Origin of the sequence: Chlorobaculum thiosulfatiphilum (assembly GCF_006265165.1) — a bacterium.
In the GTDB taxonomy this organism is placed as follows: domain Bacteria; phylum Bacteroidota; class Chlorobiia; order Chlorobiales; family Chlorobiaceae; genus Chlorobaculum; species Chlorobaculum thiosulfatiphilum.
In genome coordinates, this window is record NZ_VDCH01000008.1 from 47,923 (window position 1) to 74,526 (window position 26,604).

Consider the following 26,604-nt stretch of genomic DNA (forward strand, 5'->3'; position numbering starts at 1 on the left):
CTCTGATAGGTTCACATTATAAAGAGACCAGATTCCGTACAACCATATATGCAACGGCAGAACCCGATATAGCACACAATGTATTGACCAGATCGTTGTTTACAAAATGATACCCCTTGAGCAGCTCGTTCGACACGCAACTGCCATCGGGCGCGACGCTGTGCGTCCGTTCCGTCACCTTCTGGCGGATGGGGTCATAATATTGCGCCTGCACCGTCGCCCCGAAAAAGCTGTCCACAAGAGCGGCGATAAGACCGGAAAAGCCGATGACCAGAAGCGATTGCACAATGCCAACCTGCCCGATCCACGAAACGTTCAGGAGCACGGCGCTCGAACAGATGAGCAGGGAACCGATGAACGACGCCGAGGTGCCGGGTATGGAAACGCCGCCGGAAGTTCCGACCGGCACATCCTTGAAGGTGGTAATGAGCCGCGCTTTGGCGTTGGGCCACATGGTGCCGATTTCGGTCGCCCAGGTGTCGGCCTGCACGGCGGCCAGTGTGCCGAGATAAGCAAAAAATATATATGGGTCGCCGGTCAGCGAGTAGATCACCATCATGATCCAGGCCACGCCACCGTTGGCATAGACCTGGCCGGCATCGCGCTGGGAACCCTTTTCGAACACCAGGTCGAACTTCGCCTTGCGTTTGTGGCCAAGCTTGGAGAGAATGGAGGAGAGGAGATAAAAGGTCAGCATCGGCACGGTCCAAATGAGACCACCGATACCGAAAATGGTCGTCCCGAGCAGGAAGGTCGCCGTCGCGCCGCTGTTGTCGAGAAACTTGACCTTGATCGAAAAGATCGCCATGAACAGCGCGAAAAGTCCGCCGAGCAGAAAGCCGTCGATCGTCACCATGCTGTTGACGTCGAGCACGTAGAGCACGTAGGCGATGGCAAGCGGAATGAAAAGATTGTCGAAGCCCCAGGAGAGCAGCGCCTCGACCGCCGTGGCGAGCAGCGCCAGAAGCAGCGCAAGGGCGAGAAGCATCCAGACCGGCTGGCCGATGAGGCCGCCCGTAAAGGCATCCCGGAAAACAAAGAGAGAGACCGAAAGAATGACGAGGCTGGAGATGAACATCGCCATCGAACCTTCGACGCTCTTCCTGCTCTTGGTCAGATTCTCGATATGACGTCCACCGGCTGACACGCCTACCAACGCGGCCAGCGCGTCGCTGACGCCAAGCACCAGCATCGAGGTCTGGAGAATCCAGACATGCTCGCCCCAGAGAAACAGTGCTTGCAGCGCAAAGGCCAGGGGGAAAAGCACCGGCCCGTAACTGACGACCGTCTCGCCCTCTTGCGTTATGACAGGCTCGCCGTGCAGCGACCTCAGAAATCCCGCCTTGAAGCTCACCAGCCCGACAAGAGCGTAAAGCAAAGCCGCGAGCAAAGGCAAGGTGTTGGAGACGAAGTACGATGGAATGAAGAACATCACGACCCCCATGCCGAGATGAATCACCTTCCTGACGACAAGCGGATTGACACTGAATTTCCTGGTCAAAAGCTCACCAAGCACCAGAAAAAAGCTTACAAGAGTCAAAAGCAGAAAAAAAGAAGGCATATCCTGAGGAGAGGGAGGCTGGATATTCACCATGGTACTGACTTTTTTTTATGATAGGTGGAACATAAACAGAACCCTTAGGTCAAGATACAATTTTTAAGTTTTTACACCACTTCGAACAAATGAAATAATTGTGGTTTTTTGTGTACAAGAAGAATCGGACACTTGATTTAATAACCGGGAAAATGTAAATTGATTCCGATTTTTCTCATGAACAGGCGCGATAACCGAACCATTGCAATGCCGTTTCCGACCAAACATCGTTCCATGACCGCAGCCTCAGGGCGCACGGAGGCCTCACGCCCCGAAGCCCCCGCAGCAAGCAGCTTTACCGCACACCACTCCTCTCTCCTCTCCGGCATTCTCCTTACCGTATCGGTACCGCTCGTACACGTACGAATTATCGTAGCCTGACCCGCCGTCAGCCCGTTCCCAGGTCCAGCGTATATTCCATCAATACCATCAGACTCAACGGCTTCGGGACAGGCAGGCCCGGACTGTTGCTTTTTCAATTGCTAACCATTGTCATATATATCAATGAGATCCGACACCATAAAAAAAGGATTTGACAAGGCTCCGCACCGCAGTCTCCTTAAAGCGACCGGATGCGTTTCGTCGAGAGACGATTTCTCGAAACCGTTCATCGGCATCTGCAACTCCTTCAACGAGCTGATTCCCGGCCACGCGCACTTGCAGGAGCTGGGCCGCATCGCCAAAGAAGCCGTGCGCGAGGCTGGCGGTGTGCCGTTCGAGTTCAACACCATCGGCGTCTGCGACGGCATCGCGATGGGCCACGTCGGTATGCGCTACTCGCTGGCCAGCCGCGAGCTGATCGCCGACTCGGTCGAGACCGTCGTCGAGGCGCACCGGCTGGACGGGCTGGTCTGCATTCCGAACTGCGACAAGATCACTCCCGGCATGATGATGGGTGCGCTGAGAACCAACGTGCCGGTCATCTTCGTCTCGGGCGGGCCTATGAAGGCGGGCCACACGCCGTCGGGCCAAACGGTCGATCTCATTTCGGTCTTCGAGGCGGTCGGCAAGTGCAGCACCGGCGAAATCACGGAGGATGAACTCCAGACCATCGAGGAGTGCGGCTGCCCCGGTTGCGGCTCCTGCTCCGGCATGTTTACGGCCAACTCGATGAACTGCCTCTGCGAGGCGCTCGGCTTCGCCCTGCCCGGCAACGGCACGATTCTGGCCGCCGATCCGCGCCGCAACGAGCTGGTCAAAGCAGCCGCCGGACGCATCGTCGATCTGGTGAAGGAGGATGTTCGTCCGCGCACCATTCTGACCCGCGCGGCGATGCTCAACGCCTTCGCACTCGATTTGGCGATGGGCGGCAGCACTAACACGATCCTGCACACGCTGGCCATCGCCAGCGAAGCCGAACTCGATTTCGACTTCGCGGAGCTGAACGACCTGTCGGCAAAGACGCCTTACATCTGCAAGGTCAGCCCGGCAACCACCGAGGTGCACATCGAGGACGTGGATCGCGCGGGCGGCATCTCCGCGATTCTGAAGGAGCTGTCGAAGGTCGAGGGGCTGCTCGATCTCTCCGCCCCGACCGTCACCGGCAAGACGCTCGGCGAAAATATCGCGAATGCCGAGGTGCTCGACCGCAAGGTGATCCGCTCGGTCGAGGATCCCTACTCGGCCACCGGAGGACTCGCGGTGCTCTACGGGAACCTTGCGCCGAATGGCGCGGTTGTCAAAACCGGCGCGGTCAGCCCGTCGATGATGAAGCACACCGGCCCGGCCAGGGTCTATGACTGCCAGGACGACGCCATCGCGGGCATCATGCAGGGCGACGTGAAGTCCGGCGACGTGGTGGTGATCCGCTACGAAGGCCCGCGCGGCGGCCCCGGAATGCCGGAGATGCTCTCGCCGACCAGCGCCATCATGGGGCGCGGCCTCGGCGACTCGGTGGCGCTCATCACCGACGGGCGCTTCTCCGGCGGATCGCGCGGAGCCTGCATCGGCCACGTATCGCCCGAAGCCGCCGATCGCGGCCCGATCGCGGCGGTCCGTACCGGCGACCTGATCACCATCGACATTCCGCAGCGCTCGATGACGGTCGCGCTCGATGACGAGACCATGCGCCAGCGCATCGAGGCGTTGCCGGAGTTCGAGCCGAAAATCAAAAAAGGGTACCTAGCGCGATACGCGCGAATGGTCACCTCGGCCAACACAGGCGCAGTGCTGAAAACAGATTTTTAACAGAAATGAAACAGGGCGAGTCGATCGCGCTTCAGGATGACTCGCCTTTCCATCGATCAACAGGATTGAACCATGCATAACAACGGAGAGAAACTGATCGGATCCGAAATATTTTTCGAGTGTCTGAGGCGTGAAAACGTCGAGTACATCTTCGGCTACCCCGGCGGGGCGTTGCTGAAGGTCTATGAAACCCTGCACGATGTCGAGGACATCAAACATATTCTGGTGCGCCACGAACAGGGCGCGACCCACATGGCCGAGGGGTACGCCCGCGCCACCGGCAGGCCCGGCGTGGTGCTCGTCACCTCCGGCCCCGGCGCGACCAACACCGTCACCGGCATCACCAACGCCTACATGGACTCCACGCCGCTGGTGGTCTTCACCGGCCAGGTGCCGAGTTCGCTGATCGGCAACGACGCCTTCCAGGAGGCGGACATCGTCGGCATCACGCGCCCAATCACCAAGCACAACTTCCTGGTCAAGGATGTGAAGGAGCTGGCCACAACCATCAGCAAGGCGTTTTACCTCGCCACCAACGGACGGCCCGGCCCGGTGCTGGTCGATATGCCGAAGGATGTGCTCAACGCCGAGTGCGTGTTCGAGTGGCCGGAGAGCGTCGAAATCCGGGGCTTCAAGCCGACCATCAAGTGCCACGCCAACCAGGTGCAGAAAGCGGCGAAAATGATCGCCAAGGCCAAGCGTCCGCTTTTCTACATCGGCGGCGGCGTCATCAGCGCCGAAGCTTCGGAGGAGCTGCGCAAGCTGGCCATCGACCAGCAGATTCCGGTCACCATGACCCTGCAGGGGCTTGGCGCGTTCCCCGGCGACCATCCGCTCTCGATGGGAATGCTCGGCATGCACGGCACCTACTGGGCCAACCAGGCGGTGAGCAACTGCGACCTGTTGATCGCCGTCGGCGCGCGCTTCGACGACCGCGTCACCGGCAAGGTCGATACCTTCGCCACGCAGGCCTACAAGATTCACAACGACATCGACCCGACCAACGTGGACAAGAACATCAAGGTCGATCTGCCGGTGGTCGGCGACTCGAAGGACTTCCTCGCCTCGCTGATCGAAGCGATGCCGAAAACGAAGGAGGATCGCAGCTCGTGGCTCTCGGAAATCGAGGCGTGGCGCAAGCAGTGCCCGCTCGACTACGCCGTCGAGCAAGACTCGCTCAAGACCGAGTTCGTCATCGACGAGGTCTCGAAGCAGACCAGGGGCCACGCGGTGGTCGTCACCGACGTCGGCCAGCACCAGATGTGGACTTCGCAATACTACAAGTTCACCGAACCGCGCTCGATCATCACCAGCGGCGGCCTCGGCACGATGGGTTTCGGCCTGCCGTCGGCCATCGGCGCGGCCTTCGGCGTCACCGACCGGCCGGTGGTGCTCTTCAGCGGCGACGGCGGCCTGATGATGAACATCCAAGAGCTGGTCACGGCGGTCTATAACAAGCTGCCGGTCAAGATATTCCTCATCAACAACAGTTATCTCGGCATGGTGCGCCAGTGGCAGGAGTTGTTCCACCAGGAGAAGTACTCCTTCACCGACCTGGCCGCGAGCAACCCCGATTTCGTCAAGGTCGCCGAAGCGTTTGGCTGCAAGGCGATGTCGGCAAGCAATCCCGAATCGGCGCGAAACGCCATCACCGAAGCGCTCGCGTACAACGACGGGCCGGTACTGGTTGACTTCAGGGTCGTCCGCAAGGACATGGTTTTTCCAATGGTGCCTGCTGGCGGGTCGATTTCCGACATGCTGCTGGCCCGGCTGAATCCGAAAACAATGGTTTAAGTTACTTCTATGAAACATCTTATATCCGTTCTGGTCGAGAACAAGTTCGGCACGCTGAACCGGGTTGCAGCCATGTTCAGCGCACGCGGCTTCAATCTCGAAAGCATCTCCATCGGCGAGACCGAAGACCCCGAAATTTCGCGCATGACCATCGTGACACGGGGCGAAGACCGCATCATCAGCCAGGTACTGAAACAGCTCAACCGGCTGGTCGATACCATCAAGGTGACCGATCTGACCCATCAGCCGCACGTGGAGCGCGAACTGCTGCTTCTGAGCCTGAAACTCAGCAAATCCACCCAGCACGAGATTTTCGAGCTGGCCAATGTTTTTAAGGGAAAAGTCGTGGATATAAAGCAAAAATCCATTACTATTGAGTTCGTCGGTTCACCCGACAAAATCAACACGGCTATCGATCTATTCAAGCCTTTTGGCATACGGGAACTCGCCCGCTCCGGCGCGGTGGCCATCCATCGCGGCGAGAGCTGAATTTTTTTATGTACGTCCAAATCAAGTCAACACGAATATGTCAATGAATGTCTATTACGAGCAGGATGCCGATCTCGCGGTACTGCAGAACAAGAATATCGCCATTCTCGGCTACGGCAGCCAGGGCCACGCCCATGCGCTGAACCTGAAGGACAGCGGCATGAACGTCTGCGTCGGCCTTCGCACCGATAGCGCCTCCTGCGACAAAGCCCGCGAGGCCGGTCTCAGGGTGGATACCGTCGCCGAAGCGGTCAAATGGGCCGATATTATCATGGTGCTCCTGCCGGATCAGACCCAGAAAAGCGTTTACGACAATGAGATCGCGCCGAACATGAAATCGGGCGCGACGCTCGCTTTCGGCCACGGCTTCAATATTCACTACAACCAGATCGTGCCTCCGGCTGACGTGAACGTCATCATGATCGCCCCGAAAAGCCCCGGCCACCTCGTTCGCCGCACCTACACCGAAGGCAACGGCGTACCCTGCCTCATCGCGGTGCACCAGGACGCCACCGGCGAGGCCAAGGCGCTCGCGCTCGCATGGGCGCGCGGCATCGGCGGCACCAAGGCTGGCGTCATCGAGACCAACTTTAAGGACGAGACCGAGACCGATCTGTTCGGCGAGCAGGCCGTCCTGTGCGGCGGTTCGGCTGAACTCATCAAGGCCGGATTCGAGACCCTGACGGAAGCCGGATACCCGGCAGAGCTGGCCTACTTCGAGTGCATGCACGAGCTGAAGCTCATCGTCGATCTCTATTACGAAGGCGGCCTGTCGCGCATGAACTACTCGGTCAGCGACACCGCCGAGTACGGTGGCATGACCCGCGGCCCGCGTGTTGTCGCTTCCGCCGCGAAAGCCGAGATGAAGAAAATTCTCGAAGAGATCCAGGATGGCCGTTTCGCCAAAGAGTTCATCGACGAGTGCAACTCCGGCTACAAGAAGATGAACGAGCTGCGCGAGAGCAACCGCAACCACCCCATCGAAGTCGTCGGCGCGAAGCTGCGCGGCATGATGAGCTGGCTGAAAAAGAAATGAGCGGGAGGATGATGTACAAAATAGTCTCCATACCCGGCGACGGCATCGGCCCCGAAGTGGTAGCCGGTGCGCTCGAAGTGCTGAACGCCATCGCGAAAAAGCACGATTTTGAAGTCACGGTCGAGGAGCACCTCTTCGGCGGCGCTTCGTATGACGTGCACGGCTCCATGCTGACCGACGAGACGCTCGAAGCGTGCAAGAACTGCGATGCCGTGCTGCTTGGCGCGGTCGGCGGCTACAAGTGGGAGAACCTGCCGCACGAGCAAAAGCCCGAAGCGGCGCTGCTGAGAATCCGCAAAGAGCTCGGCCTGTTCGCCAACCTGCGCCCGGCAAAGGTTTACGACGCGCTGGTGGCCTCATCGACGCTGAAGACCGAAGTGGTGCAGGGCACTGATTTCATGGTCTTCCGCGAGCTGACCGGCGGCATCTACTTTGGCCAGCCAAGAGGCTACGACGAAACGCGCGGCTGGAACACGATGGTCTATGAGCGTTACGAGGTCGAGCGCATCGCCCGGCTTGCGTTCGAGTACGCCCGGAAGCGCGGCAACGCCAAAGTGACCTCCATCGACAAGGCAAACGTGCTCGAAGTCTCGCAGTTCTGGCGCAACATCGTGCACGAAGTGCATCAGGATTTTCCGGAAATCGAGCTGGTGGACATGTACGTGGACAACGCCGCCATGCAGGTGGTGCGCAACCCGAAGCAGTTCGAGGTGATCGTGACGAGTAACCTCTTCGGCGACATCCTGAGCGATATCTCAGGCATGATCACCGGCAGCCTCGGCATGTTGCCTTCGGCCAGCATCGGCTCGGAGCATGCGCTCTACGAACCGATCCACGGCAGTGCTCCAGACATCGCGGGCCAAAATAAGGCCAACCCGATTGCGACCATCGCGTCGGTGGCCATGATGTTCGAGAACAGCTTCGACAGGCCAGAAGTGGCGGGCGAGATCTACGCCGCCATTGAAGACGCGCTTGCCGCCGGCTTCCGCACGGGCGACATTGCCGCGCCGGGCGAGGCGACCTGTTCGACAACCGAAATGACGGCAGCCATCGTCGCCCGAATTTGACGGCGAGCAACGCGAAGAAAACGACAGAGCACATGCGGCGGTGAGCCGCGACGAGAAAAGCCGGAGCTCTGCAAGCATCCGGCTTTTCAGCTTATGAAGAGGCCATCCAGCCCGGACAAGAAAAAATTCAGACAGGTTTATATCCGATAACGGAATCTTTGAAACCATGGCACAAACGATAACCCAGAAAATTTTCGCCAGGGCCGCGAACCGCAAGTTCGTCGATCCCGGCCAGAGCGTGTGGCTCAATGTCGATGTTCTCTTGACGCACGACGTCTGCGGGCCGCCGACCTTCGATATCTTCAAGCAGGAGTTCGGCCCGAACGCCAAAGTGTGGGATCCGTCGAAAGTGGTGGTGCTTCCCGACCACTACATCTTCACGGCCAACGAGCACGCGCACCGCAACATCGACCTGCTGAGGCAGTTCGCCGCCGAGCAGGGTCTGCCGAACTACTATGATGTAGGCACCGACCGTTACCGCGGCGTCTGCCACGTCGCGCTCGCCGAAGAGGGATTCAATCTCCCCGGCACCGTCTTGTTCGGTACCGACTCGCACACCTGCACCTCCGGCGCGTTCGGCATGTTCGGCTCCGGCATTGGCAACACCGACGCGGCCTTCATCCTCGGCACCGGCAAGCTCTGGGAGAAGGTGCCCGATTCGATGAAGTTCACCTTCGAGGGTCAGATGCCCGACTATCTGACAGCCAAAGACCTGATCCTCCAGATCCTCGGCGACATCACCACCGACGGCGCGACCTACCGCGCGATGGAGTTCGACGGCGAAGCGGTCTATTCGCTGCCGATCGACGAGCGCATGACGCTCTGCAACATGGCCATCGAGGCCGGTGGCATGAACGGCATCATCGCCGCCGATGCGGTCACCGAAGCCTTCGTAAAGACGCGCACCAGCAAGCCGTACGAGATTTTCCACAGCGACCCGGACGCGCAGTACCACAGCATGTACCGCTACAACGTCGAGCAGATGGAGCCGGTCGTGGCGCAGCCGCACAGCCCGGACAACCGCGCCACCGTGCGCAGCGTCGCCGGAACGCCGATCACCAAGTCGTACATCGGTTCCTGCACCGGCGGCAAGCTGACCGACTTCAGGCTCGCGGCGAAAATCCTCAAGGGCAAAAAAGTGTCGGTCACGACCAACATCGTCCCGGCGACCGTGCTCGTGGCGTCGCAGCTCGAAACCGAGATGTATGACGGCCAGACGCTGCGCCATATTTTCGAGGAGGCCGGTTGCAGCATCGCCCTGCCGTCGTGCGCGGCGTGCCTCGGCGGCCCTTCGGACACGGTCGGACGTTCGGTCGATAACGACGTTGTCGTTTCGACGACCAACCGCAACTTCCCCGGACGCATGGGCAGCAAGTTCGCGGGCGTCTATCTGGCCTCTCCGCTGACCGCGGCGGCCTCCGCCGTGACCGGCAAACTCACCGATCCGAGAGATTTCCTCTGATCGAACGAAGCAACTGACAAGGAAAACACAGCATCATGGACACCATCATACAGGGTAAAGCCTACGTTCTCGGCAAGAATATCGACACCGACCAGATCATTCCCGCCGAGCACCTGGTCTATAGCCTCTCCGATCCGGAAGAGGTGAAGATGTACGGTAAATACGCGCTCTCCGGCGTTCCGATCGACCAGGCCGGTCTGCCGGAGGGCGGCGTTCCGTTCGTCGAGGAGGGAGATTTCGCCTCGCCCTACTCGATCATCGTGGCCGGGCCGAACTTCGGTTGCGGCTCGTCGAGGGAGCACGCGCCCTTCGCCTTGAAGGTCGCGGGCGCAAAGGCGATCATCGCCGAATCCTACGCAAGGATTTTCTACCGCAACTGCGTGGACGGCGGCTTTGTCATTCCCTTCGAGACGCCGCAGCCGCTCAACAAATCGATCATGACGGGCGACGAGCTTTCGCTCGACATGGAAAACAACAGACTGACCAACCTCACGCAGAACATCACCTACGAGCTGCGGCCTCTGGGCGACGTCGTCAACATCGTGCAGGCGGGCGGCATCTTTGAATACGCAAGGAAAAACGACCTCATGGCTTCGAGCGAGGCATAAAACAGCATGGTAATTGAACTGTATGACACCACCCTGCGCGACGGTACGCAGGGTGAACACATCAATCTGTCGGTCCAGGACAAGCTTCTGATCGCCGAACGGCTCGACGAGTTTGGCGTCGATTTCATCGAAGGCGGCTGGCCGAGCAGCAATCCCAAGGACGAGGAGTTCTTCCTCAAGGCCAAAAAGCTCGACCTGAAGTACGCCCGGCTGACTGCGTTCGGCTCGACGGCGCGTTCGCTGGATAACATCGAGGGCGACCCCAACCTGGTCGGCTTGGTCAGATGCGAGGCTCCGGTGCTCACCATTTTCGGAAAAACCTGGAAAGCCCACTCCGTCAAGAGCCTGGGCATTTCGGATGACGAGAATGCCGAACTGATCCGCCATTCGGTGCGCTTCCTCGTCGAGTCGGGCCGCGAGGTCTTCTTCGACGCCGAGCACTTTTTCGACGGCTGGAAGGACAACGCTGAGTTCGCCGAACGGATGATCGCCTCTGCGGTCGATGGCGGCGCAAGTCGAGTCGTGCTCTGCGACACCAACGGCGGCTCGCTGCCGCACGAGATCGCCGAGATCGTCAAGCGGGTGCGCCAGCTCGTTGCCGTGCCGGTGGGCATTCACGCGCACAACGACGGCGACCTGGCCGTGGCCAACTCTGTCGAGGCGGTCAGGGCCGGAGCCACGCAGGTGCAGGGTACGATGAACGGCATCGGCGAGCGCTGCGGCAACGCCAACCTGATCAGCATCATTCCGAACCTCATGCTCAAGCTCGGCGAAGAGTTCAGTCATGTCAAAGACTTGAAAGCGTTGACCTCGATGTCCAAATTCGTCTTCGAGATTCTGAACCTCCCGTCGGACACCAAGGCACCGTTCGTGGGCAAATCGGCCTTTGCGCACAAAGGCGGCATCCACGTCAGCGCGGTGATGAAGGAGAGTTCGCTCTACGAGCACATCGATCCGGCGCTGGTCGGCAACCGCCAGCGGGTGCTGGTCTCGGAGCTGGCCGGGCAGAGCAACATCCGCTACAAGGCGCAGGAGCTTGGCATTTCGCTGCCGGAAAAGGGCGAGGTGTTCAAAAATCTGGTGAATCACGTCAAAAAGCTCGAACACCATGGCTACCAGTTCGACGGGGCCGAAGCCTCCTTCGAGCTGATTCTGCGCCGCGAACTGGGCCAGTTCAAGCCCTATTTCGAAGTGCTCGAATCGAAGGTGGTCATCCAGAACGGGCAGGAGATCAAATCGGTCGATCAGGCCGTGATGAAGGTGGTTGTGGGCGACGAAACCGAGCAGACCGTCGCGGACGGCGACGGCCCGGTCAACGCGCTCGACAAGGCGCTGCGCAAGGCGTTGCTGCACTTCTATCCGGATATTCGCGCCATCAGGCTGATAGACTACAAAGTGCGCGTGCTCGAAGAGAAAAGCGGCACAAGCGCGAAAGTGCGCGTACTCATCGAAAGCAGCGACGGCCAGAACAGTTGGGGCACGGTGGGCGTTTCGACCAACATCATCGAAGCGAGCCTTCAGGCGCTCGGCGACAGCATCAACTACTACCTCTTCTACAACCAGTCGAAAACCGGCCTCAACGAGTGACTGGCAAGCCGAGTGAGCCGTACAAGCATTATAGGTCGTATAGGTTTTATAAGTAACCTATACGACCTATCTGCTCTCACCCCCGCAAAATTCTACAAGAAAAATTCCCGAAATACTCGTAACTTTTCGCTCTCGAAAACCTGACCCCTACAGGAAAAATCATGCGAATACACGACATCGATCCGGACAACCGGCCGAGGGAGCGCTTTCTGCGTTCGGGCAAGGAGTCCCTCAGCCCGGCGGAGCTGCTGGCGCTCATTCTCCGCTCCGGCACAGCAAAGCTCAACATTATCGACACCTGCAACAAACTCATTTCGGAGAACGGTCTCGAACGCCTCGCCGACCTGTCGATTCAGGAGTTGCAGCAAACGCCCGGCATCGGCGAGGCCAAGGCGATGCAGATCGCCGCGATCTTCGAGCTTCAGCGGCGGCTGCACTTCGCGCGAAACATCAACCGGAAAGTGCAGGGAGCGCGTGACGTATTTGAATACATGAAAGGACGCATCCCCGACGAAACCAAGGAGCATCTTTTCGTGCTCTTCATGAGCACGAAAAACCAGATTCTGAGGCATGAAATCGTCACCATCGGCACACTCACCGCGTCACTCATCCATCCGAGAGAAATTTACAAGGCAGCGATTCGCGAAAGCGCTCACTCGGTCATTCTGGTGCACAACCACCCTTCGGGCGACGTGCAGCCAAGCAATGCCGACAAACAGGTCACCTCGATTCTGAAAAAAGCCGGTGATCTTCTACAGATCGAACTGCTCGACCATGTAATCGTGGGATGCGATAACTGGTTCAGCTTCAGGGATCACTCCCTGCTTTGACCGGTTTTGCGCTCGATGCGCTATTGTGAGGGTGACGATTTCAGGATCGGATTTCCTGATTCATACCGGGCGAGCCAGCAAAAAGACTCTGGTCAAAAACAACCGGAGGGATAACCGCTTCAAACCTGATTAGTTATGTATCGGTTAGAACTCATTTTGAACAGGAATACTTGCAATCGACGCCACCGCATCAGCCGAAAGCACAGGAAACTCGCGAACATTCCTGGCCTGAAGACCTTTCTGCGTTTTGTCGAGATCGTATTCAACCTCAGAATCCTGGTTCAGCACCTTGAAACTCTGGTCGGAAACGATCGCCGAGAAATGAACGAAGATGTCTTCTCCGCCTTCAGGGTTCAGAATGAAACCGTACCCTTTTTTGCCATCGAACCACTTTACCTTGCTTTTAGCCATGATGACCCCTCAAGGTTAATGTTAACAAAATGAACACATGACTTTATTTTTTAGTAAAATATAAAATATTTCGTCAACTGGCTCAATAGCTGGAACAACTTTCGATATAAATACGCCCGCAGTAAAAACAATAAAAATTTTTGCTGTAATTATGAAACATATCATTCTTGTCACCGGGGCGGGCAAAGGCATTGGCAGAGCGATCGCTCTCGAATTCGCCCGCGCCATCAGGCACCATCCTGATTTCGAACCGGTACTCGTTCTCTGTTCGCGCACACCGGCAGACCTGGAGGCCATTTCACTTGAGTGCCGCGCCGAGGGCGCGCTGACCGACACCGTCACCGCTGACCTCTCCGATATGAGCGGTGTACGGCGGCTAACCGCTCACATTGTCGAGCGTTATGGCCGCATCGATTGTCTGGTGAACAACGCGGGCGTTGGCCGCTTCGGAGCGCTGGGCGACCTGACCGAAGAGGATTTCGACTACACGATGGACACCAACCTCAAGGGCACTTTTTTCCTGACGCAAGCGCTCTTCACCATGATGGAGCGCCAGCATTCGGGACACATCTTCTTCATCACCTCGGTGGCCGCAAAGAAAGCATTCAAACACTCATCGCTCTACTGCATGTCCAAATTCGGCCAGAGAGGCCTGGTCGAAACCCTGCGCCTGTACGCCAGGAAGTGCAACGTGCGGATCACCGACGTTCAGCCAGGAGCAGCGATTACTCCGATGTGGGGTGAAGTGAACGACGAAATGCAGTCGCTCATGATGATGCCGGAGGACATCGCCGCCCCGGTGGTGCAGGCGTACCTTCAACCGGCGAGAACCACGGTCGAAGAGATCGTGCTGAGACCCACCAGCGGCGATTTGCAGGACGAGTGATGGGGGCAGGCATTAAGAACCGGACTGATCTGTCGGATTAACGAAAGCACGGCACTCCGCAGCTCTACCAATCTCGTTTTTTTCTTTTATCTTCCGGTTCTTGAAAAAATACCAACGAACCGCACCATTTTACTACCATGAGCCTCAAGGAAAAAATCGACCGCGAACTGAAAGAAGCCATGAAAAGCGGCGACAAGATTCGCCTCAACGCTATCCGCTCTATCCGGGCCGCGCTGCTGGAAAAAGAGGTTTCCATCCGGGTCGGCGGCAAGGCCGAGCTGAACGAGGAGCAGGAACTCGAAGTGGTGATGGGGCTGGCCAAACGGCGGCGCGACGCCATCGAGCAGTTCACGGCGGGCAACCGCCTCGACCTCGCCGAAACCGAGGCCGCCGAGTTGACTGTGCTCGAAGAGTATCTGCCGCAGCAGCTCCCGGACGAAGAGGTTGAAGCAGCCATCCGTGAAATCATCGCGCAAACCGGCGCGACATCCATGAAAGAGCTGGGCAAGGTGATGGGCCTCGCCATGAAAGCGCTCAAGGGCAAAGCCGACGGCGGCAAAGTCCAGAACCTCGTCAAATCGCTCCTCTCAGCCTAACCCACATTCTCCGCAAGATATATGCTCGACATTACTTACATCCGCCAGAATCCGGATGATGTGAAAGAGATGCTGCGCCGCCGCCAGCAAAGTGACGACGCGCCGAAGGTTGACCGCCTGCTCGAACGCGACGCTGAACGCAAGGCGATGGTGCAGCGCACCGACGACCTCAAGGCGCTGCGCAACCGGGTCTCCAAAGAGATCGCCAACATCAAGCGTACCGGACAGGGTTCGGGCGACGAACTGATCGGCCAGATGAAGGAGGTCTCCGACGAAATCGCCGATCTCGATCTGGCGCTCTCGACGCTCGAAGCCGAGATCGAAGAGCTGCTGCTCACCCTGCCCAACCGCCTGCACGAAAGCGTTCCGGAAGGGCGTTCGGCAGATGACAACGTGCTCTGCAAGGGGCCGGTTTCGTTCGAGCACGATCTCGACTTCCCGGTCAAAAACCACCTTGAACTCGGCAAAAGCCTCGGGCTGCTTGACTTCGAGCGCGGCGCGAAGATCAGCGGCGCGGGCTTTCCGGTTTACCTTGGCAAGGGCGCTCGGCTTGAGCGGGCGCTCATCAACTTCATGCTCGACACGCACAGCGCGAACCACGGCTACACCGAGGTGTTCCCGCCCTTCATGGTGAACCAGGAGTCGCTCCGGGGAACCGGCCAGTGGCCCAAGTTCGCCGACCAGGTCTATCACATGCCCGAGGACGGCCTCTACGCCATTCCGACCGCCGAGGTGCCGGTGACCAACCTGCATCGCGGCGAGATGCTCGATGACGACAAGCTCCCGATCGCCTACGCCGCCTACTCCGCCTGTTTCCGGCGCGAGGCGGGCAGCTATGGCAAGGACACGCGCGGCTTTTTGCGGGTGCACCAGTTCAACAAGGTGGAGATGGTGCGCTTCACGCGACCCGAAGAGTCGTACGAAGCGCTCGAAGCGATTCTCGGCCACGCCGAAGCGATTCTCGTCGCGCTCAGGATTCCCTACCGCGTCATCACGCTCTGCAGCGGCGACATCAGCGCCAACGCCGCCAAGTGCTACGACATCGAGGTGTGGTCGCCTGCCGAGAACAAATATCTCGAAGCATCGAGCGTCTCGAACTTCGAGGATTACCAGGCTCGCCGCTCGAACATTCGCTTCAAGCCCGGCGGCAAAGGCAAACCGGAGTTCGTGCACACCCTCAACGGCTCCGGGCTGGCGACCTCAAGGCTCATGGTCTCGTTGCTCGAACACTACCAGACCGCCGACGGCAAAATCATGGTGCCGGAGGTGCTGCGGCCCTACACTGGTTTCGATGTGATTGGGTAAAATGTGAACGTTGTGGACTGGTGGACGACGTGGACAGGAATGCGAGGCGCGGCAAAACACCGCGCCTTTGCTTTTTCAGAGTTTATCCTTGAACTCGCAGACCATGCGGCTGACCGTGTCGGTGTCGATGAGGAAGGCGTCGTGGCCGTAGGGTTCGTCGAGGAAAAGCAGGCGTGAGCCGGGGATGAGGCGGGCGAGTTCCTCCTGCTCCTCTTTGGGATAGAGCACGTCCGAGTCGATGGAGAGAATCTCGACCGGCATCTTCAGCGCTCCGAGCGCCACTTCGTACGACTCGCGTCCGCGTCCGAGATCGTGCATGTCCATCGCTTTTGTGAGCGTAACGTAGGTGTTGGCGTCGAAGCGCTCGACGAGCTTGTCGCCCTGGTGGCGCACATAGCTCTCCGCCTCGAACAGCCCGTCCTCGCGCTGCTCGCGCCCGAAGCGCTGCTGGTAGTTTTCGAAACAGCGGTAGGAGCACATAGCCATCATCCGCGCGGCGGCAAGTCCTTTGCGCGGCTGCACTTGCGGATCGTACCAGCCATCCCGCCACTCCGCGTCGGCGGCGATGGCCTGCCGCTGCGCCTCGCTCTGTGCGATGCACCACGCCGAGTGACGGCCCGAAATGCCCATCGGCATCAGCGCTCCGGCCATGTCGGGATACATCGCGCCCCATTCGAGCACCTGCATCCCGCCAAGCGACGCGCCGATGACGAGCCGGATTTTGTCGATGCCAAGTGATTGCAGCAGAAGGCGTTGCGCGGCCACCATGTCACGGATGGTGATGCGCGGAAAATCGGGGCCGTAGTGCTTGCCGGTCAGCGGATTGAGCGACAGCGGCCCGGTCGAGCCGTAGCAGCTTCCGACGACGTTGCTGCAAATGATGAACTCCCGCGTCTCGTCGAACGCCCGCCCCTCGCCGAACATGCCGCACCACCAGCTATCGGCGTCGGCGTTGCCGGTCAGCGCATGGCAGACGAGAATGACATTGCTTTTCTGTGCGTTCAGCTTGCCCCAGGTGCGGTAGGCGATGGTCACTTCCGGCAACGTTCCGCCCAGTTCGAGCGGCAACGGTTCGGGCGATTTGAAGTAGATGGTACTGTCGGAAATGATCGGTATATGCTCCATTCGGGTCATGCTAAATTCTCGAAAGCCTGGCTGAAATCAGCCTTGATGTCGTCGATGTGCTCAATGCCCACCGACACGCGCACCATGTCCGCGGTGACGCCCGCCGACTGCTGCTCCTGGGCGCTGAGTTGCTGGTGCGTCGTCGAGGCGGGATGGATCACCAGCGTCTTGGCGTCGCCCACGTTGGCCAGATGGCTGGCCAGCTTGACGCTGTCGATGAACCTGATCGCCTTTTCGTAGCCGCCCTTGACGCCGAAGGTGAGCACACAGCCGAAGCCGTGCGTGAGATATTTTTTGGCCAGCTCGTGGGTCGGATGGTTTTCGAGACCCGGATAGTTCACCCACGCGACCGCGTCGTGACCGTCGAGCCAGCGGGCCAGTTCGAGCGTGTTGTCGAGGTGGCGCTGCACCCGGAGCGAGAGCGTTTCGAGACCCAGCAACAGCATGAAGGAGTTGAACGGGCTGATGGCCGGGCCGAAATCCCGCAACCCCTCGACCCGCGCCTTGACGATGAAAGCAACGTCGCCGAAAGTCTTGTGGAACTTCAGGCCGTGGTACCCCTCCGAAGGCTCGGCGCAGAGCGGAAACTTGCCGTTCGACCAGTCGAACGTACCCGCATCGACGATGATGCCGCCCATCGAGGTGCCGTGCCCGCCGATCCACTTGGTGGCCGACTCGACCACGATGGATGCGCCGTGCTCGATCGGGCGGCAAAGATAGCCGCCGCAGCCGAAGGTGTTATCGACGACGAGCGGAATACCGTTCTCGCGGGCGACGGCCGCCAGCGCCTCGAAGTCCGGCACGTGAAACGCCGGATTGCCGATCGACTCGGTGTAAAGCGCTTTCGTGTTTTCGTCGATGGCGTTGCGGAACGCTTCGGGATCGTTGCCATCCACGAACTTAACCTCGATGCCGATGCGCTTGAAGGCCACCTTGAACTGGTTGTAAGTGCCGCCGTAGAGGTAGCTCGACGAGACGATGTTGTCGCCCGCCTGGCAGATCGTGGCGATGGCGATGAACTGCGCCGAGTGGCCGCTTGCCACCGCGAGCGCCGCCATGCCCCCTTCGAGCGCCGCCATGCGCTTTTCGAGCACGTCGGTGGTCGGGTTCATCAGGCGCGTGTAGATATTTCCCGCCTTGCGAAGCGCGAACAGATCGGCTCCGTGCTCGGCGTTTTCGAACACGTAGGAGGTGGTCTGGTAAATCGGCACGGCGCGCGATCCGGTGACCGGATCAGGCTCCTGCCCGGCGTGAACCTGCAAGGTCTCGAACCGGAAGGTATTGTCCTGGGTCATGGCAAAAAATGGATGGTTGAAGCTTTCGCTCCATGCAGGAAATCGGGGTCAGGGTGTACGTGTGGAGAAGCGCTCAGGTGAGGTATGAAGTCGAAGGTCATTGCATACATCATCTTTCCCGGAACTCCTCCGGGATGGATTTGGCACCTCTCATTTGATATGAAGGTTGCCAAGGCTTCGCAGGGCCAGTCCCTCCGCCTTTCTGGATGATAGCTCGAAATCTGAAAAAGAACGTTCAAGTTTCAGGAATCTACGACAGATGATACTATTTTACAATACGTTGCTACCTGCTTTCAGTAAAAATACTCGCCATCTTCCTGATCTATGACCGCACGTGAACTCGCCCTCCGCGTCCTCGTCGAACTCGACGGAATGCGCAAATCCGAAGAGCTGCTCAACCGGATGCTCGAACACTCCGGCCTCGGCCAGAATGACCGGGCGCTGGCAAAAGAGCTGGTGGCTGGAACGCTGAAGTACCGGCGTCAGTGCGATTACGTCATCGAGCGATTCTATCGCCACGACTACGCCAAAGCCGCCGAAACGCTGAAAAACATCCTGCGCCTCGGCGTCTATCAGCTTCTGCGCCTCGACCGTGTGCCAAAATCGGCGGCGGTCAACGAATCGGTCAAGCTGGCCCGCAAGTTCAAGGGCGACCATCTGGCGAAGCTGGTCAACGGTCTGTTGCGCAACATCTCGAAAGCGACCATCGATCTCGACGCGTGGACGGCTGAGATGTCGGACGCGGAGCGCCTCTCGATTCTCCACTCCTTCCCGGAGTGGCTCGCCGCCCGCTGGCTCGCGAGCTACGGCCCCGACGCAACGCTCGCGATGCTCGCGCACGGCAACCTGCCGCCAGCCACCGGCTACCGGATCAACTGCCTCAAAGCCGATCCCGAAACGCTGCTGGCGACGCCCGAACTTTCGGACGCGAAACGAGTTGCGGGCGAAGAGGGACTCGACCGATTCTTCTTCTCGAAATCTTTCGACCGGATGGAGCCGCTGCTCAAGGAGGGCCTCGTCAGCGTACAAAACCCGGCGCAGGGGCTTGCCTGCCTGATGGCCGCGCCGGAGCCGGGTGGTACCGTGCTGGACATGTGCGCCGCGCCGGGCGGCAAGGCGACCTTCATGGCCGAGCTGATGGAGAATCGCGGGCGCGTCATAGCGCTCGACCGCACGGCGATGAAAGTCGCACGGATCGCCTCGAACGCCGAGGCGCTCGGCATCACCATCATCGAGCTTCGCGAGGGCGACGCGCTTACCTTCGAGCCGGGATGCGCCGTGGATACCGTCCTGCTCGACGCCCCCTGCACCGGCACTGGCGTGCTCGGCCGCCGTGCGGAGCTGCGCTGGCGCACGACGCCCGACAAGCTCCGGGAGTTGACGCAACTGCAAGCAGCGATGCTCGACCGCGCGGCCTCGCTGCTCGCGCCCGGCGGCGTACTTGTTTACGCCACCTGTTCCGTCGAACCCGAGGAGAACGAGCAACAGGCCGAAGCGTTTCGGCAACGCCATCCGGAGTTCATCGCCGAACAGTCGCGGCTAACGCTGCCGGGTTCACGCGAGGGCTTCGACGGCGGCTACGCCGCGCGGTTCCGCAAAACGGAGGCTTGAGGACGATGCAGGAACCCGAAGCGCCGTGGCGCGATGCGCTCGAAACCTTCCTGAACTACCTGACCCTCGAACGCAACTTCTCTGGCAACACTCGGGCATCGTACCTGAACGACCTGGGCCGCTATCTCGCCTGGCTCGACGAGAGCGGCGTCAAGCCAAGCGAAGCCGCGCCGGGCGACATCAGGAAATTCATTCAGGAACTGCACGATATCGGCCTCGAAGCGAGTTCAGTCGCCCGCAACATTTCGGCCATCCGCTCCTTCCACAAGTTCCTGCTGACCGAGCGGCTCGCGGTGATGAACCCCGCCGAGAACATCCACCAGCCAAAACTTGCCCGCTACCTGCCCGCCGTGCTGACCGTCGAAGAGATGACGCTGCTGCTCGACGCCCCGCTCAGGCGTCACCCGACCGGTAAATTCATGCTGCGCGACAAGGCGATGCTCGAATTTTTCTACGCCACGGGAGTCCGCGTCAGCGAACTGATCGGCCTCAGCCGGCTGAATCTGCACATGGATGACGGCTTCGTGCGGGTCTTCGGCAAAGGGTCGAAAGAGCGGCTCGTGCCGATCGGCCAGACGGCCATTTCGTGGATGAAGCGATACCTCGAGGAGTTGCGCCCCGGCATGACGAGCGCGGCGTCGTACGACACGATCTTCCTGAACTCGCGCGGCGGCAAGCTCTCGCGCATGGCCGCGTGGAACATCGTGCGGCAGTACGCCGTGATTGCGGGCATCGAAAAGCCGATCAGCCCGCACACCTTCCGCCACTCCTTCGCCACCCACCTGCTCGAAGGCGGCGCTGACCTGCGCGTCGTACAGGAGATGCTCGGCCACAGCTCCATCATCGCCACCCAAATCTACACCCACATCGACCGCTCGTTCATAAAAGAGGTGCACAAAACTTTCCACCCGCGGGGGTGATAAAACATATTGTTCACAATGTGACGTGCAACGAATATCTTACATTCATTGTATGTAACAAGCATCAACGTATGTATCATTTGTTCAGGTACTTTATAATCAATTTTAACGCTCCAATAACCGAAACCTGTTATGAGAAAAACAGTTATAGTATCAATAGCCCTGCTTGCCTGCCTCAGCTTGAACCATAATGCAGATGCAGAGACGCTGATTAATTTCAACGACTTTTCTTCCGATTCCGGCTATCAACTTAAGGGTGTCGCACAAAAGGTTGATAACTCGATTCAGCTTTCTACTGAAGGAGACGCAAACAAAAACACAGTAGGAGCGATCTGGTTCGACACACCAGTTAATGTTACAAACTTCAATGTTGCTTTTTCTTATACCTTTTCTGGTGGGCAATTTACTGGTGCTGATGGCATGGTCTTTGTTATTCAAGATCCAAACAGTCCAAAATATTTGGGCGGAACTGGTGGTGCAATAGGGTATGGTGGTACCATAATCAAAGGTGTAGAGCAACCAGGTATCACAAACAGCATAGGGCTTGAATATGATAGCTGGACGAACACTGACAGGAGTGATATCAGCTCCAATCATGTAGGCATTGATGTCAATGGTTCTACTACAAGTCTTGTTCAGAGTACTGTTTCTACTACTTTTAACGGGACAGGTACCTGGTATTCGTGGATAGATTACGATGGCGCAACGTTATCCGTATATGTCAGTCAGTCAAACACAAAGCCAGGAAGCCCAACGCTTACCTACGGATCCAGTGCATCTCCCTTTTTGATAAAGGATTATACCGATTCATCGACTGGCCTGGTTGGTTTTACCGCTTCAACTGGTAGTGTTACGCAAACGACCAGACTGAACTCATTTTCTTATGATGCAAACCCAGTACCCGAACCCTCGACCCTGGCGCTTTTAGGCACAGGCGCGGTATTCGCCGGAATTGCCTCACGGAGAAAAGCACGAAAAACCAGCCTTGCCGGGTAAGCGGCAGGTTCAGTATCATTTGTTCCGGTACTTTATAATTTTTAACGCTCCAATAACCGAAACCTGTTATGAGAAAAACAGTTATAGTATCAATAGCCCTGCTTGCCAGTCTTGGCCTTCACGGTAACGCAGAAGCCATTACCGAAATTAGTTACAACGATTTTTCATCCTCATCAGACTATACGCTCCTTGGCTCGGCGCAAAAAGTCGGTAGTACTCTTCAGCTTGTTCCAAACACGGCAAATGTAGTTGGCGGCGTCTTTTTCTCCACGCCGGTCGATGCTTCCAGCTTCAGCGCCAGCTTTTCCTTTACCTTCTCCAATCCGGGTGGCGGAGATGGCATGGTGTTCGTGATAAAAAATCCGGAGAGCAGTGGTTCCTATAAAAAAACTGGGCTCGGTTATACTGGAGAAGCGATAGCCTATGGTGACCGTTACGGAGTACCGGGAATCAGAAACAGCGTGGGCGTAGAGTTTGACAGCCATAAAAACAACACCGCCGACGTCACCAACGATATCAACGACAATCATATCGGCATCGATACCAACGCTTCCATGCTAAGCCTTGCACAAGTACCAGTTACGCTTGACTTTAACAGCGCCAATCCCTGGTATGCGTGGGTTGATTATGACGGCACGACCCTCTCGGTCAGCGTCAATCAGACCGGAACACAGCCGGATAAACCGATGCTCTCTTATGGAACCAGTGAAAATCCTTTTGTGATAAGTGATTACACCGGTTCATCGACCGCGCTGGTTGGCTTTACCGCTTCAACAGGCGGCGCTTATCAAACGACTACGTTGAACTCATTTTCTTTTGATAGCACCCCAGTTCCCGAACCCTCGACGCTGGCGCTTTTAGGCACAGGCGCTGTTTTTGCAGGAATTGCCTCACGGAGAAAAGCACGAAAAACCAGCCTTGCCGGGTAAGCGGCAGGTGGACGGAATGGACTGAGTGGACGACGTGGACGAAGTAGAGGGTAATGGACGAAGCGTGACTTCGCCAATATCCTTGTAGGCGGCGGGAGCCTCCTCGGCGAGGCTCTGCATCGAACCTGCCTGCACCGAGACGCCCATCGCTTCGAGTTCCCGTCTGAGCTGATTGCCCTGCACCTCGCGCCTGACCTTCGTGCACGACATGCGCCGCCCCGCACACCTTCCGCCACTCCTTCGCCACTCACCTGCTCGAAGGCGGGGCCGACCTGCGCGTCGTGCAGAAGATGCTCGGCCACAGCTCAATCATCGCCACCCAAATCTACACCCACATCGACCGCTCCTTCATCAAAGAGGTACACAAGACCTTTCACCCGCGGGGATGATTCGCACAGCAGGGACATCGAGATACACCCCGCCGGTATCCGCGTGGAGGAACCGACGCCAGGCTTCACTCGGATGCAAATACGCTCCGACCGAAAAAAAAACAAGGATGACCGCCTGAACGGCAGCCATCCTTGTCTGAACGTGCACCGGTCGTTCCGGTCAGCAGACGAACGTCATTTGTTCGTACCTTTTGGCTCGCTCCAACCGGTATGCTCGACGTCAATCACCTTGAAGCGTCCGGGGTCCATCACAAACCAGACATTATTTAAATTCTGACCCTTGGTATCCCCTGGTTTCTGGTCCATCGTGTAATAGTATAGCGGATAACCCCTGAACGTGTTCTGCTTCTTTCCGTCACTCCGGATTATCGTGCCAAAATCATTGGAATTGATCAGAGGAGAAGAAGATAGAATCGCCTCTTTGTAAAAAGGCGGCCACTGTATGAGGCACTGACCTTTGCACCGGCTTCCACCGGGGGCATCGAGTTTCGACCAGTACAGCGTCATCCCGTTGGCATCGACAAGATAATCTCCTACACCATCCTTGTGCGAAACGAGCACGTCCGGAGCAGTTGCAAGAACTGTTATTGCGTTGAAAAGCATCAGGCATGCAACAACCCAAAAAAGCGACATCTTTCTCATGATGGTTCTCCTTTCTGCTTAAGTTGTTAATTTCCTATCACTTTGTTCTGTATTACTGATCAACTGACCTTATCGTGACCCAAATGCCATGGAGCGAGTGGAGTAAACACACTGACAGTAAGGATCCAATGTCAGCCAGAGTACTACGATAAAATAATTGTACTTATCAAAATAAAGTTCCTTAAAAAGAAAAGCCTAAAAAGCGAGACGGCCTCACCCCTTCATCACCCCCACCGGCACCAGCCTTGCGACTTTTCTTGCGATGCCTGCCGAGACCACCGCGCCGACCACTTCGCCAATATCCTTGTAGGCGGCGGGAGCCTCCTCGGCGAGGCTCTGCATCGAACCGGCCTGCACCGAGACGCCCATCGCTTCGAGTTCCCGTCTGAGCTGACTGCCCTGCACCATCTGCTTGGCCTTCGTGCGCGACATGCGCCGCCCCGCGCCGTGGCACGACGAGCCGAAGCTTTCGCGCATCGAAGCCGCCTGCCCTTCCAGCACGAACGAGGCGGTACCCATGCTGCCGGGGATGATCACCGGCTGGCCGACAAACGCGCGGGTCGCTCCCTTGCGGTGCACGAGGAGCTGGCGGCGCTGGCCGTCGATTTCGTGCGTTTCGACCTTGGCGATGTTGTGCGCCACGTCATAAACCACACGCAAGGGATCACCGGCCATCACGCTCTTCCACGCCTGGCGAATCTCCCAGGTGATGAGCTGGCGATTGGCCCACGCGAAGTTCGCGCCCGCCGACATGGCGCTGAAATACTCCTGCCCTTCTGGCGAGCGGAAGGGCGCGCAGCACAGCTCGCGGTCGGGCACAATGATGCCGTAAGCAGGCATCGCGCGGTTCATGATGCGGATGGAGTCGGTGGCGATCTGGTGGCCGAGGCCACGCGAGCCGGTGTGGAGCTGGATGACGATCTGCCCCTCGAACAACCCCATGCGCCCGGCGGCGTCGCGGTCGTAAATGGCGTCGATCCGGTCGATCTCCACGAAGTGGTTGCCCGCGCCGAGCGTACCGAGCTGGTCGTGGCCGCGCTGCTTTGCCTGCTGCGAAACCTTCGACGGATCGGCCACGTCGAGCACACCGCCGGATTCGATATGGCCGAGGTCTTCCGGCTCTCCGTAGCCCAGCTCCACCATGCGAGGCGCTCCGCCACGAAGTACGCTGTCGATCTGAGCGGAGGAAAAGGTGATACGGTTTCCATGCCCGACGCCAGACGGCGCCTGCCGGTAAATCTCCTTTGCCAGATCGGGAATCTTTTCGCGGACGCTCTCGAAAGTCTCGTTCGTCGCCAAGAGGCGGACGCCGCAGTTGATGTCGTAGCCGATGCCGCCGGGAGAGATGACGCCCAGGTCGAGGTCGAACGCGGCCACGCCGCCAATCGGAAAGCCATACCCCTCGTGAATATCCGGCATGGCCAGCGCGAACCCCACGATGCCGGGAAGCGCGGCGACGTTGACGAGCTGCTCCAGCGAGCGATCGGCAAGAATCTGGTCGAGCATCGCCTCGGAGGCGTAAAACCGCGCCGGAACCCGCATGTCGCTGCGGTACGAGCGCGGAATCTCCCAAAGCCAGCCGGAAATTTGCCTGATCGACGACCTCTCCATTTCGCCTCCATTGGTTTCATTCACGCCGCTTCCCCTGGAAAAACCGAGAACCAATAGCCCCCCGTAAGCGTTCCTGCCTGGCATTCCAACCACCATAAACCCGTCGTCATCATGAAGCTGTCGCGATCCATCCGAAACACGCTGGCGCTGCTTTTCACCACGGCGCTGCTCATGCCCGCAACGCTCGGAGCCGCTGAGAAAGGAGAAGCCATGACCTTTGCACTCGCCTCGCCCGCATTCCGCCACATGGGCGCGATTCCGGCGCTCTACACCTGCGAGGGCAAAAACATCTCGCCGCCGCTCGCCTGGAAAAACCTGCCGAAAGGCACGAAAAGCCTCGTGCTCATCGTCGATGATCCCGACGCACCCGACCCGGCGGCTCCGAAATTCACCTGGATTCACTGGGTGCTCTGCAACATTCCTCCGGAAACAACAGGCCTCGCCGAAGAAGCCGGGAATCGCCCCGCCGAAGCCGGAATGCTCGAAGGACTCAGCAGTTGGAACCGGGGCGGCTACGGCGGCCCATGCCCCCCAATCGGCACACACCGCTACTTCTTCAAACTCTACGCGCTCGACACCGTGCTCGACGACCTGCTCTCGCCACTGAAAGCCGAGGTGGAAGCCGCCATGCAAGCCCACATCCTCGGCCAAGCCGTGCTGATTGGCACGTACAAAAAGAGGGGCAAGTGACGGTGGAAGTTGTGGACTTGGTGGACGAAAAATTGAAAAAGAAGAGCGCAAGTACTCTTCTTTTTCAATTCATAATTCATAATTCTCAACTCTTCTTCCTGTGCCCTTCCAGCTCGATGCGCAACGCGGAGAGAGTAAGATTGACGTCGAGGAGGAAAAAAACGAGCGCGGCGATCAGGCAGAGCATACTGATAATGAAAATCGATTCAATAAGCAGCGGCAAATCAACATGCAGAAGGCTTGTCATAAACAGCAAAATGATGAGCGTTGCGGCGCCAAGACAGGTCAGCGAAGCAAGAAGAATTGCGTTCCTGGCATAGTGGGCTCGCCTCCAGAGCACCACGATTTCCCTGTCGATTTTCGATCTTGCCGCTTCGGAAAGCTCTTCATATTCATCGAGCAACTCCCTGGCGCGGTCGATCGTGCGGCCCAGTCGGTTGGTCATGGTGAGAAGAAGCAGACCAATGCCTGATATGAGAATTACCGGCCCGATGGCCGTCTGGAGTACAGGAATGAGTTCACCGATAGTATTGATTATCATACG

Annotated in this window: 25 protein-coding genes, 1 pseudogene and 1 riboswitch; of the genes and pseudogenes, 18 read left to right on the forward strand and 8 right to left on the reverse strand. The window is 58.3% G+C overall.

Annotated elements, in window-relative coordinates; translation table 11 throughout:
* Positions 1–16: 16 nt before the first annotated feature.
* Positions 17–1,594: a DUF92 domain-containing protein gene (locus FGF66_RS05520; protein ID WP_170181233.1), complete on the reverse strand. Its 1,578-nt coding sequence runs from the start codon at positions 1,592–1,594 to the stop codon at positions 17–19.
* Between the two features lie 504 nt (positions 1,595–2,098).
* Here FGF66_RS05520 and ilvD point away from each other — a divergent pair.
* The 9 genes from ilvD (at position 2,099) to radC (ending at position 12,654) form a co-directional block, all read left to right on the forward strand.
* Positions 2,099–3,781 carry a dihydroxy-acid dehydratase gene (gene ilvD, locus FGF66_RS05525; protein WP_139456682.1) on the forward strand — a complete coding sequence of 561 codons (1,683 nt, stop codon included), beginning with the start codon at positions 2,099–2,101 and terminating at the stop codon, positions 3,779–3,781.
* 72 nt (positions 3,782–3,853) lie between these two features.
* A complete protein-coding gene (gene ilvB / locus FGF66_RS05530) occupies positions 3,854–5,575 on the forward strand; it encodes a biosynthetic-type acetolactate synthase large subunit (protein ID WP_139456683.1) in 1,722 nt (573 codons plus the stop codon).
* Between the two features lie 9 nt (positions 5,576–5,584).
* On the forward strand, positions 5,585–6,064 hold the full coding sequence (ilvN, locus tag FGF66_RS05535) for an acetolactate synthase small subunit (RefSeq protein ID WP_129052200.1): 480 nt from the start codon (positions 5,585–5,587) through the stop codon (positions 6,062–6,064).
* Between the two features lie 43 nt (positions 6,065–6,107).
* Positions 6,108–7,100: a ketol-acid reductoisomerase gene (gene ilvC, locus FGF66_RS05540; RefSeq protein ID WP_139456684.1), complete on the forward strand. Its 993-nt coding sequence runs from the start codon at positions 6,108–6,110 to the stop codon at positions 7,098–7,100.
* Between the two features lie 11 nt (positions 7,101–7,111).
* Positions 7,112–8,167: a 3-isopropylmalate dehydrogenase gene (leuB, locus tag FGF66_RS05545; protein WP_170181236.1), complete on the forward strand. Its 1,056-nt coding sequence runs from the start codon at positions 7,112–7,114 to the stop codon at positions 8,165–8,167.
* A 166-nt stretch (positions 8,168–8,333) separates the two neighbouring features.
* Positions 8,334–9,629 carry a 3-isopropylmalate dehydratase large subunit gene (locus tag FGF66_RS05550; RefSeq protein ID WP_139456686.1) on the forward strand — a complete coding sequence of 432 codons (1,296 nt, stop codon included), beginning with the start codon at positions 8,334–8,336 and terminating at the stop codon, positions 9,627–9,629.
* Positions 9,630–9,664: 35 nt separating this feature from the next.
* Entirely contained in the window at positions 9,665–10,237 is a 573-nt protein-coding gene (locus FGF66_RS05555; protein ID WP_139456687.1) for a LeuD/DmdB family oxidoreductase small subunit, read from the forward strand.
* 6 nt (positions 10,238–10,243) lie between these two features.
* The gene (gene cimA / locus FGF66_RS05560) at positions 10,244–11,824 is read left to right on the forward strand and encodes a citramalate synthase (protein ID WP_139456688.1); all 1,581 of its coding nucleotides are present in this window, start codon (positions 10,244–10,246) and stop codon (positions 11,822–11,824) included.
* Positions 11,825–11,985: 161 nt separating this feature from the next.
* A complete protein-coding gene (radC, locus tag FGF66_RS05565) occupies positions 11,986–12,654 on the forward strand; it encodes a RadC family protein (RefSeq protein ID WP_139456689.1) in 669 nt (222 codons plus the stop codon).
* Between the two features lie 144 nt (positions 12,655–12,798).
* Here the strand turns inward: radC and FGF66_RS05570 are convergent, their stop codons facing one another.
* A complete protein-coding gene (locus FGF66_RS05570) occupies positions 12,799–13,065 on the reverse strand; it encodes a cold-shock protein (RefSeq protein ID WP_139456690.1) in 267 nt (88 codons plus the stop codon).
* A gap of 151 nt (positions 13,066–13,216) precedes the next feature.
* Between FGF66_RS05570 and FGF66_RS05575 the strand changes: the two genes are divergently transcribed.
* From FGF66_RS05575 to serS, 3 genes are all read left to right on the forward strand, one after another.
* Positions 13,217–13,951: an SDR family oxidoreductase gene (locus FGF66_RS05575; RefSeq protein ID WP_139456691.1), complete on the forward strand. Its 735-nt coding sequence runs from the start codon at positions 13,217–13,219 to the stop codon at positions 13,949–13,951.
* A 137-nt stretch (positions 13,952–14,088) separates the two neighbouring features.
* Positions 14,089–14,547: a GatB/YqeY domain-containing protein gene (locus FGF66_RS05580; protein WP_139456692.1), complete on the forward strand. Its 459-nt coding sequence runs from the start codon at positions 14,089–14,091 to the stop codon at positions 14,545–14,547.
* A gap of 21 nt (positions 14,548–14,568) precedes the next feature.
* Positions 14,569–15,852 carry a serine--tRNA ligase gene (serS, locus tag FGF66_RS05585; RefSeq protein ID WP_139456693.1) on the forward strand — a complete coding sequence of 428 codons (1,284 nt, stop codon included), beginning with the start codon at positions 14,569–14,571 and terminating at the stop codon, positions 15,850–15,852.
* Positions 15,853–15,927: 75 nt separating this feature from the next.
* Here the strand turns inward: serS and metX are convergent, their stop codons facing one another.
* The gene (gene metX, locus FGF66_RS05590) at positions 15,928–16,986 is read right to left on the reverse strand and encodes a homoserine O-acetyltransferase MetX (RefSeq protein WP_139456694.1); all 1,059 of its coding nucleotides are present in this window, start codon (positions 16,984–16,986) and stop codon (positions 15,928–15,930) included.
* Positions 16,983–18,272, reverse strand: a complete 1,290-nt coding sequence (locus FGF66_RS05595; RefSeq protein ID WP_139456695.1) for an O-acetylhomoserine aminocarboxypropyltransferase/cysteine synthase family protein — start codon at positions 18,270–18,272, stop codon at positions 16,983–16,985. Before FGF66_RS05595 ends, metX begins: the two co-directional genes overlap by 4 nt.
* A 106-nt stretch (positions 18,273–18,378) precedes the next feature.
* Positions 18,379–18,485: riboswitch (SAM riboswitch) on the reverse strand.
* A 111-nt stretch (positions 18,486–18,596) separates the two neighbouring features.
* Between FGF66_RS05595 and rsmB the strand changes: the two genes are divergently transcribed.
* From rsmB to FGF66_RS05615, 4 genes are all read left to right on the forward strand, one after another.
* Positions 18,597–19,883: a 16S rRNA (cytosine(967)-C(5))-methyltransferase RsmB gene (rsmB, locus tag FGF66_RS05600; protein WP_139456696.1), complete on the forward strand. Its 1,287-nt coding sequence runs from the start codon at positions 18,597–18,599 to the stop codon at positions 19,881–19,883.
* Between the two features lie 5 nt (positions 19,884–19,888).
* On the forward strand, positions 19,889–20,803 hold the full coding sequence (gene xerD / locus FGF66_RS05605; protein ID WP_139456697.1) for a site-specific tyrosine recombinase XerD: 915 nt from the start codon (positions 19,889–19,891) through the stop codon (positions 20,801–20,803).
* Between the two features lie 132 nt (positions 20,804–20,935).
* The gene (locus FGF66_RS05610; RefSeq protein WP_139456698.1) at positions 20,936–21,799 is read left to right on the forward strand and encodes a PEP-CTERM sorting domain-containing protein; all 864 of its coding nucleotides are present in this window, start codon (positions 20,936–20,938) and stop codon (positions 21,797–21,799) included.
* Between the two features lie 68 nt (positions 21,800–21,867).
* Positions 21,868–22,728, forward strand: a complete 861-nt coding sequence (locus FGF66_RS05615; protein WP_139456699.1) for a PEP-CTERM sorting domain-containing protein — start codon at positions 21,868–21,870, stop codon at positions 22,726–22,728.
* Here FGF66_RS05615 and FGF66_RS05620 read toward each other — a convergent pair.
* Positions 22,690–22,938, reverse strand: coding sequence for an RtcB family protein (locus tag FGF66_RS05620; RefSeq protein WP_246046591.1), 249 nt, complete (start codon positions 22,936–22,938; stop codon positions 22,690–22,692). The genes FGF66_RS05615 and FGF66_RS05620 overlap by 39 nt on opposite strands.
* A gap of 5 nt (positions 22,939–22,943) precedes the next feature.
* Between FGF66_RS05620 and FGF66_RS05625 the strand changes: the two are divergent.
* Positions 22,944–23,117 (forward strand): annotated as a pseudogene (locus tag FGF66_RS05625) (tyrosine-type recombinase/integrase); the annotation flags it as partial.
* Between the two features lie 174 nt (positions 23,118–23,291).
* On the opposite strand, the gene FGF66_RS05630 reads toward FGF66_RS05625, so the two are convergent.
* Complete coding sequence (locus FGF66_RS05630) at positions 23,292–23,759, reverse strand: COG4315 family predicted lipoprotein (RefSeq protein ID WP_139456700.1); 468 nt, start codon at positions 23,757–23,759, stop codon at positions 23,292–23,294.
* Positions 23,760–23,972: 213 nt separating this feature from the next.
* Positions 23,973–25,370: an RtcB family protein gene (locus FGF66_RS05635; protein ID WP_139456714.1), complete on the reverse strand. Its 1,398-nt coding sequence runs from the start codon at positions 25,368–25,370 to the stop codon at positions 23,973–23,975.
* A 210-nt stretch (positions 25,371–25,580) separates the two neighbouring features.
* On the opposite strand from FGF66_RS05635, the gene FGF66_RS05640 reads away from it, so the two are divergent.
* Positions 25,581–26,060, forward strand: a complete 480-nt coding sequence (locus FGF66_RS05640) for a YbhB/YbcL family Raf kinase inhibitor-like protein (protein WP_170181237.1) — start codon at positions 25,581–25,583, stop codon at positions 26,058–26,060.
* Between the two features lie 85 nt (positions 26,061–26,145).
* On the opposite strand, the gene FGF66_RS05645 is transcribed toward FGF66_RS05640, so the two are convergent.
* Positions 26,146–26,601 carry a DUF2721 domain-containing protein gene (locus FGF66_RS05645; protein WP_139456702.1) on the reverse strand — a complete coding sequence of 152 codons (456 nt, stop codon included), beginning with the start codon at positions 26,599–26,601 and terminating at the stop codon, positions 26,146–26,148.
* Positions 26,602–26,604 lie beyond the last annotated feature (3 nt).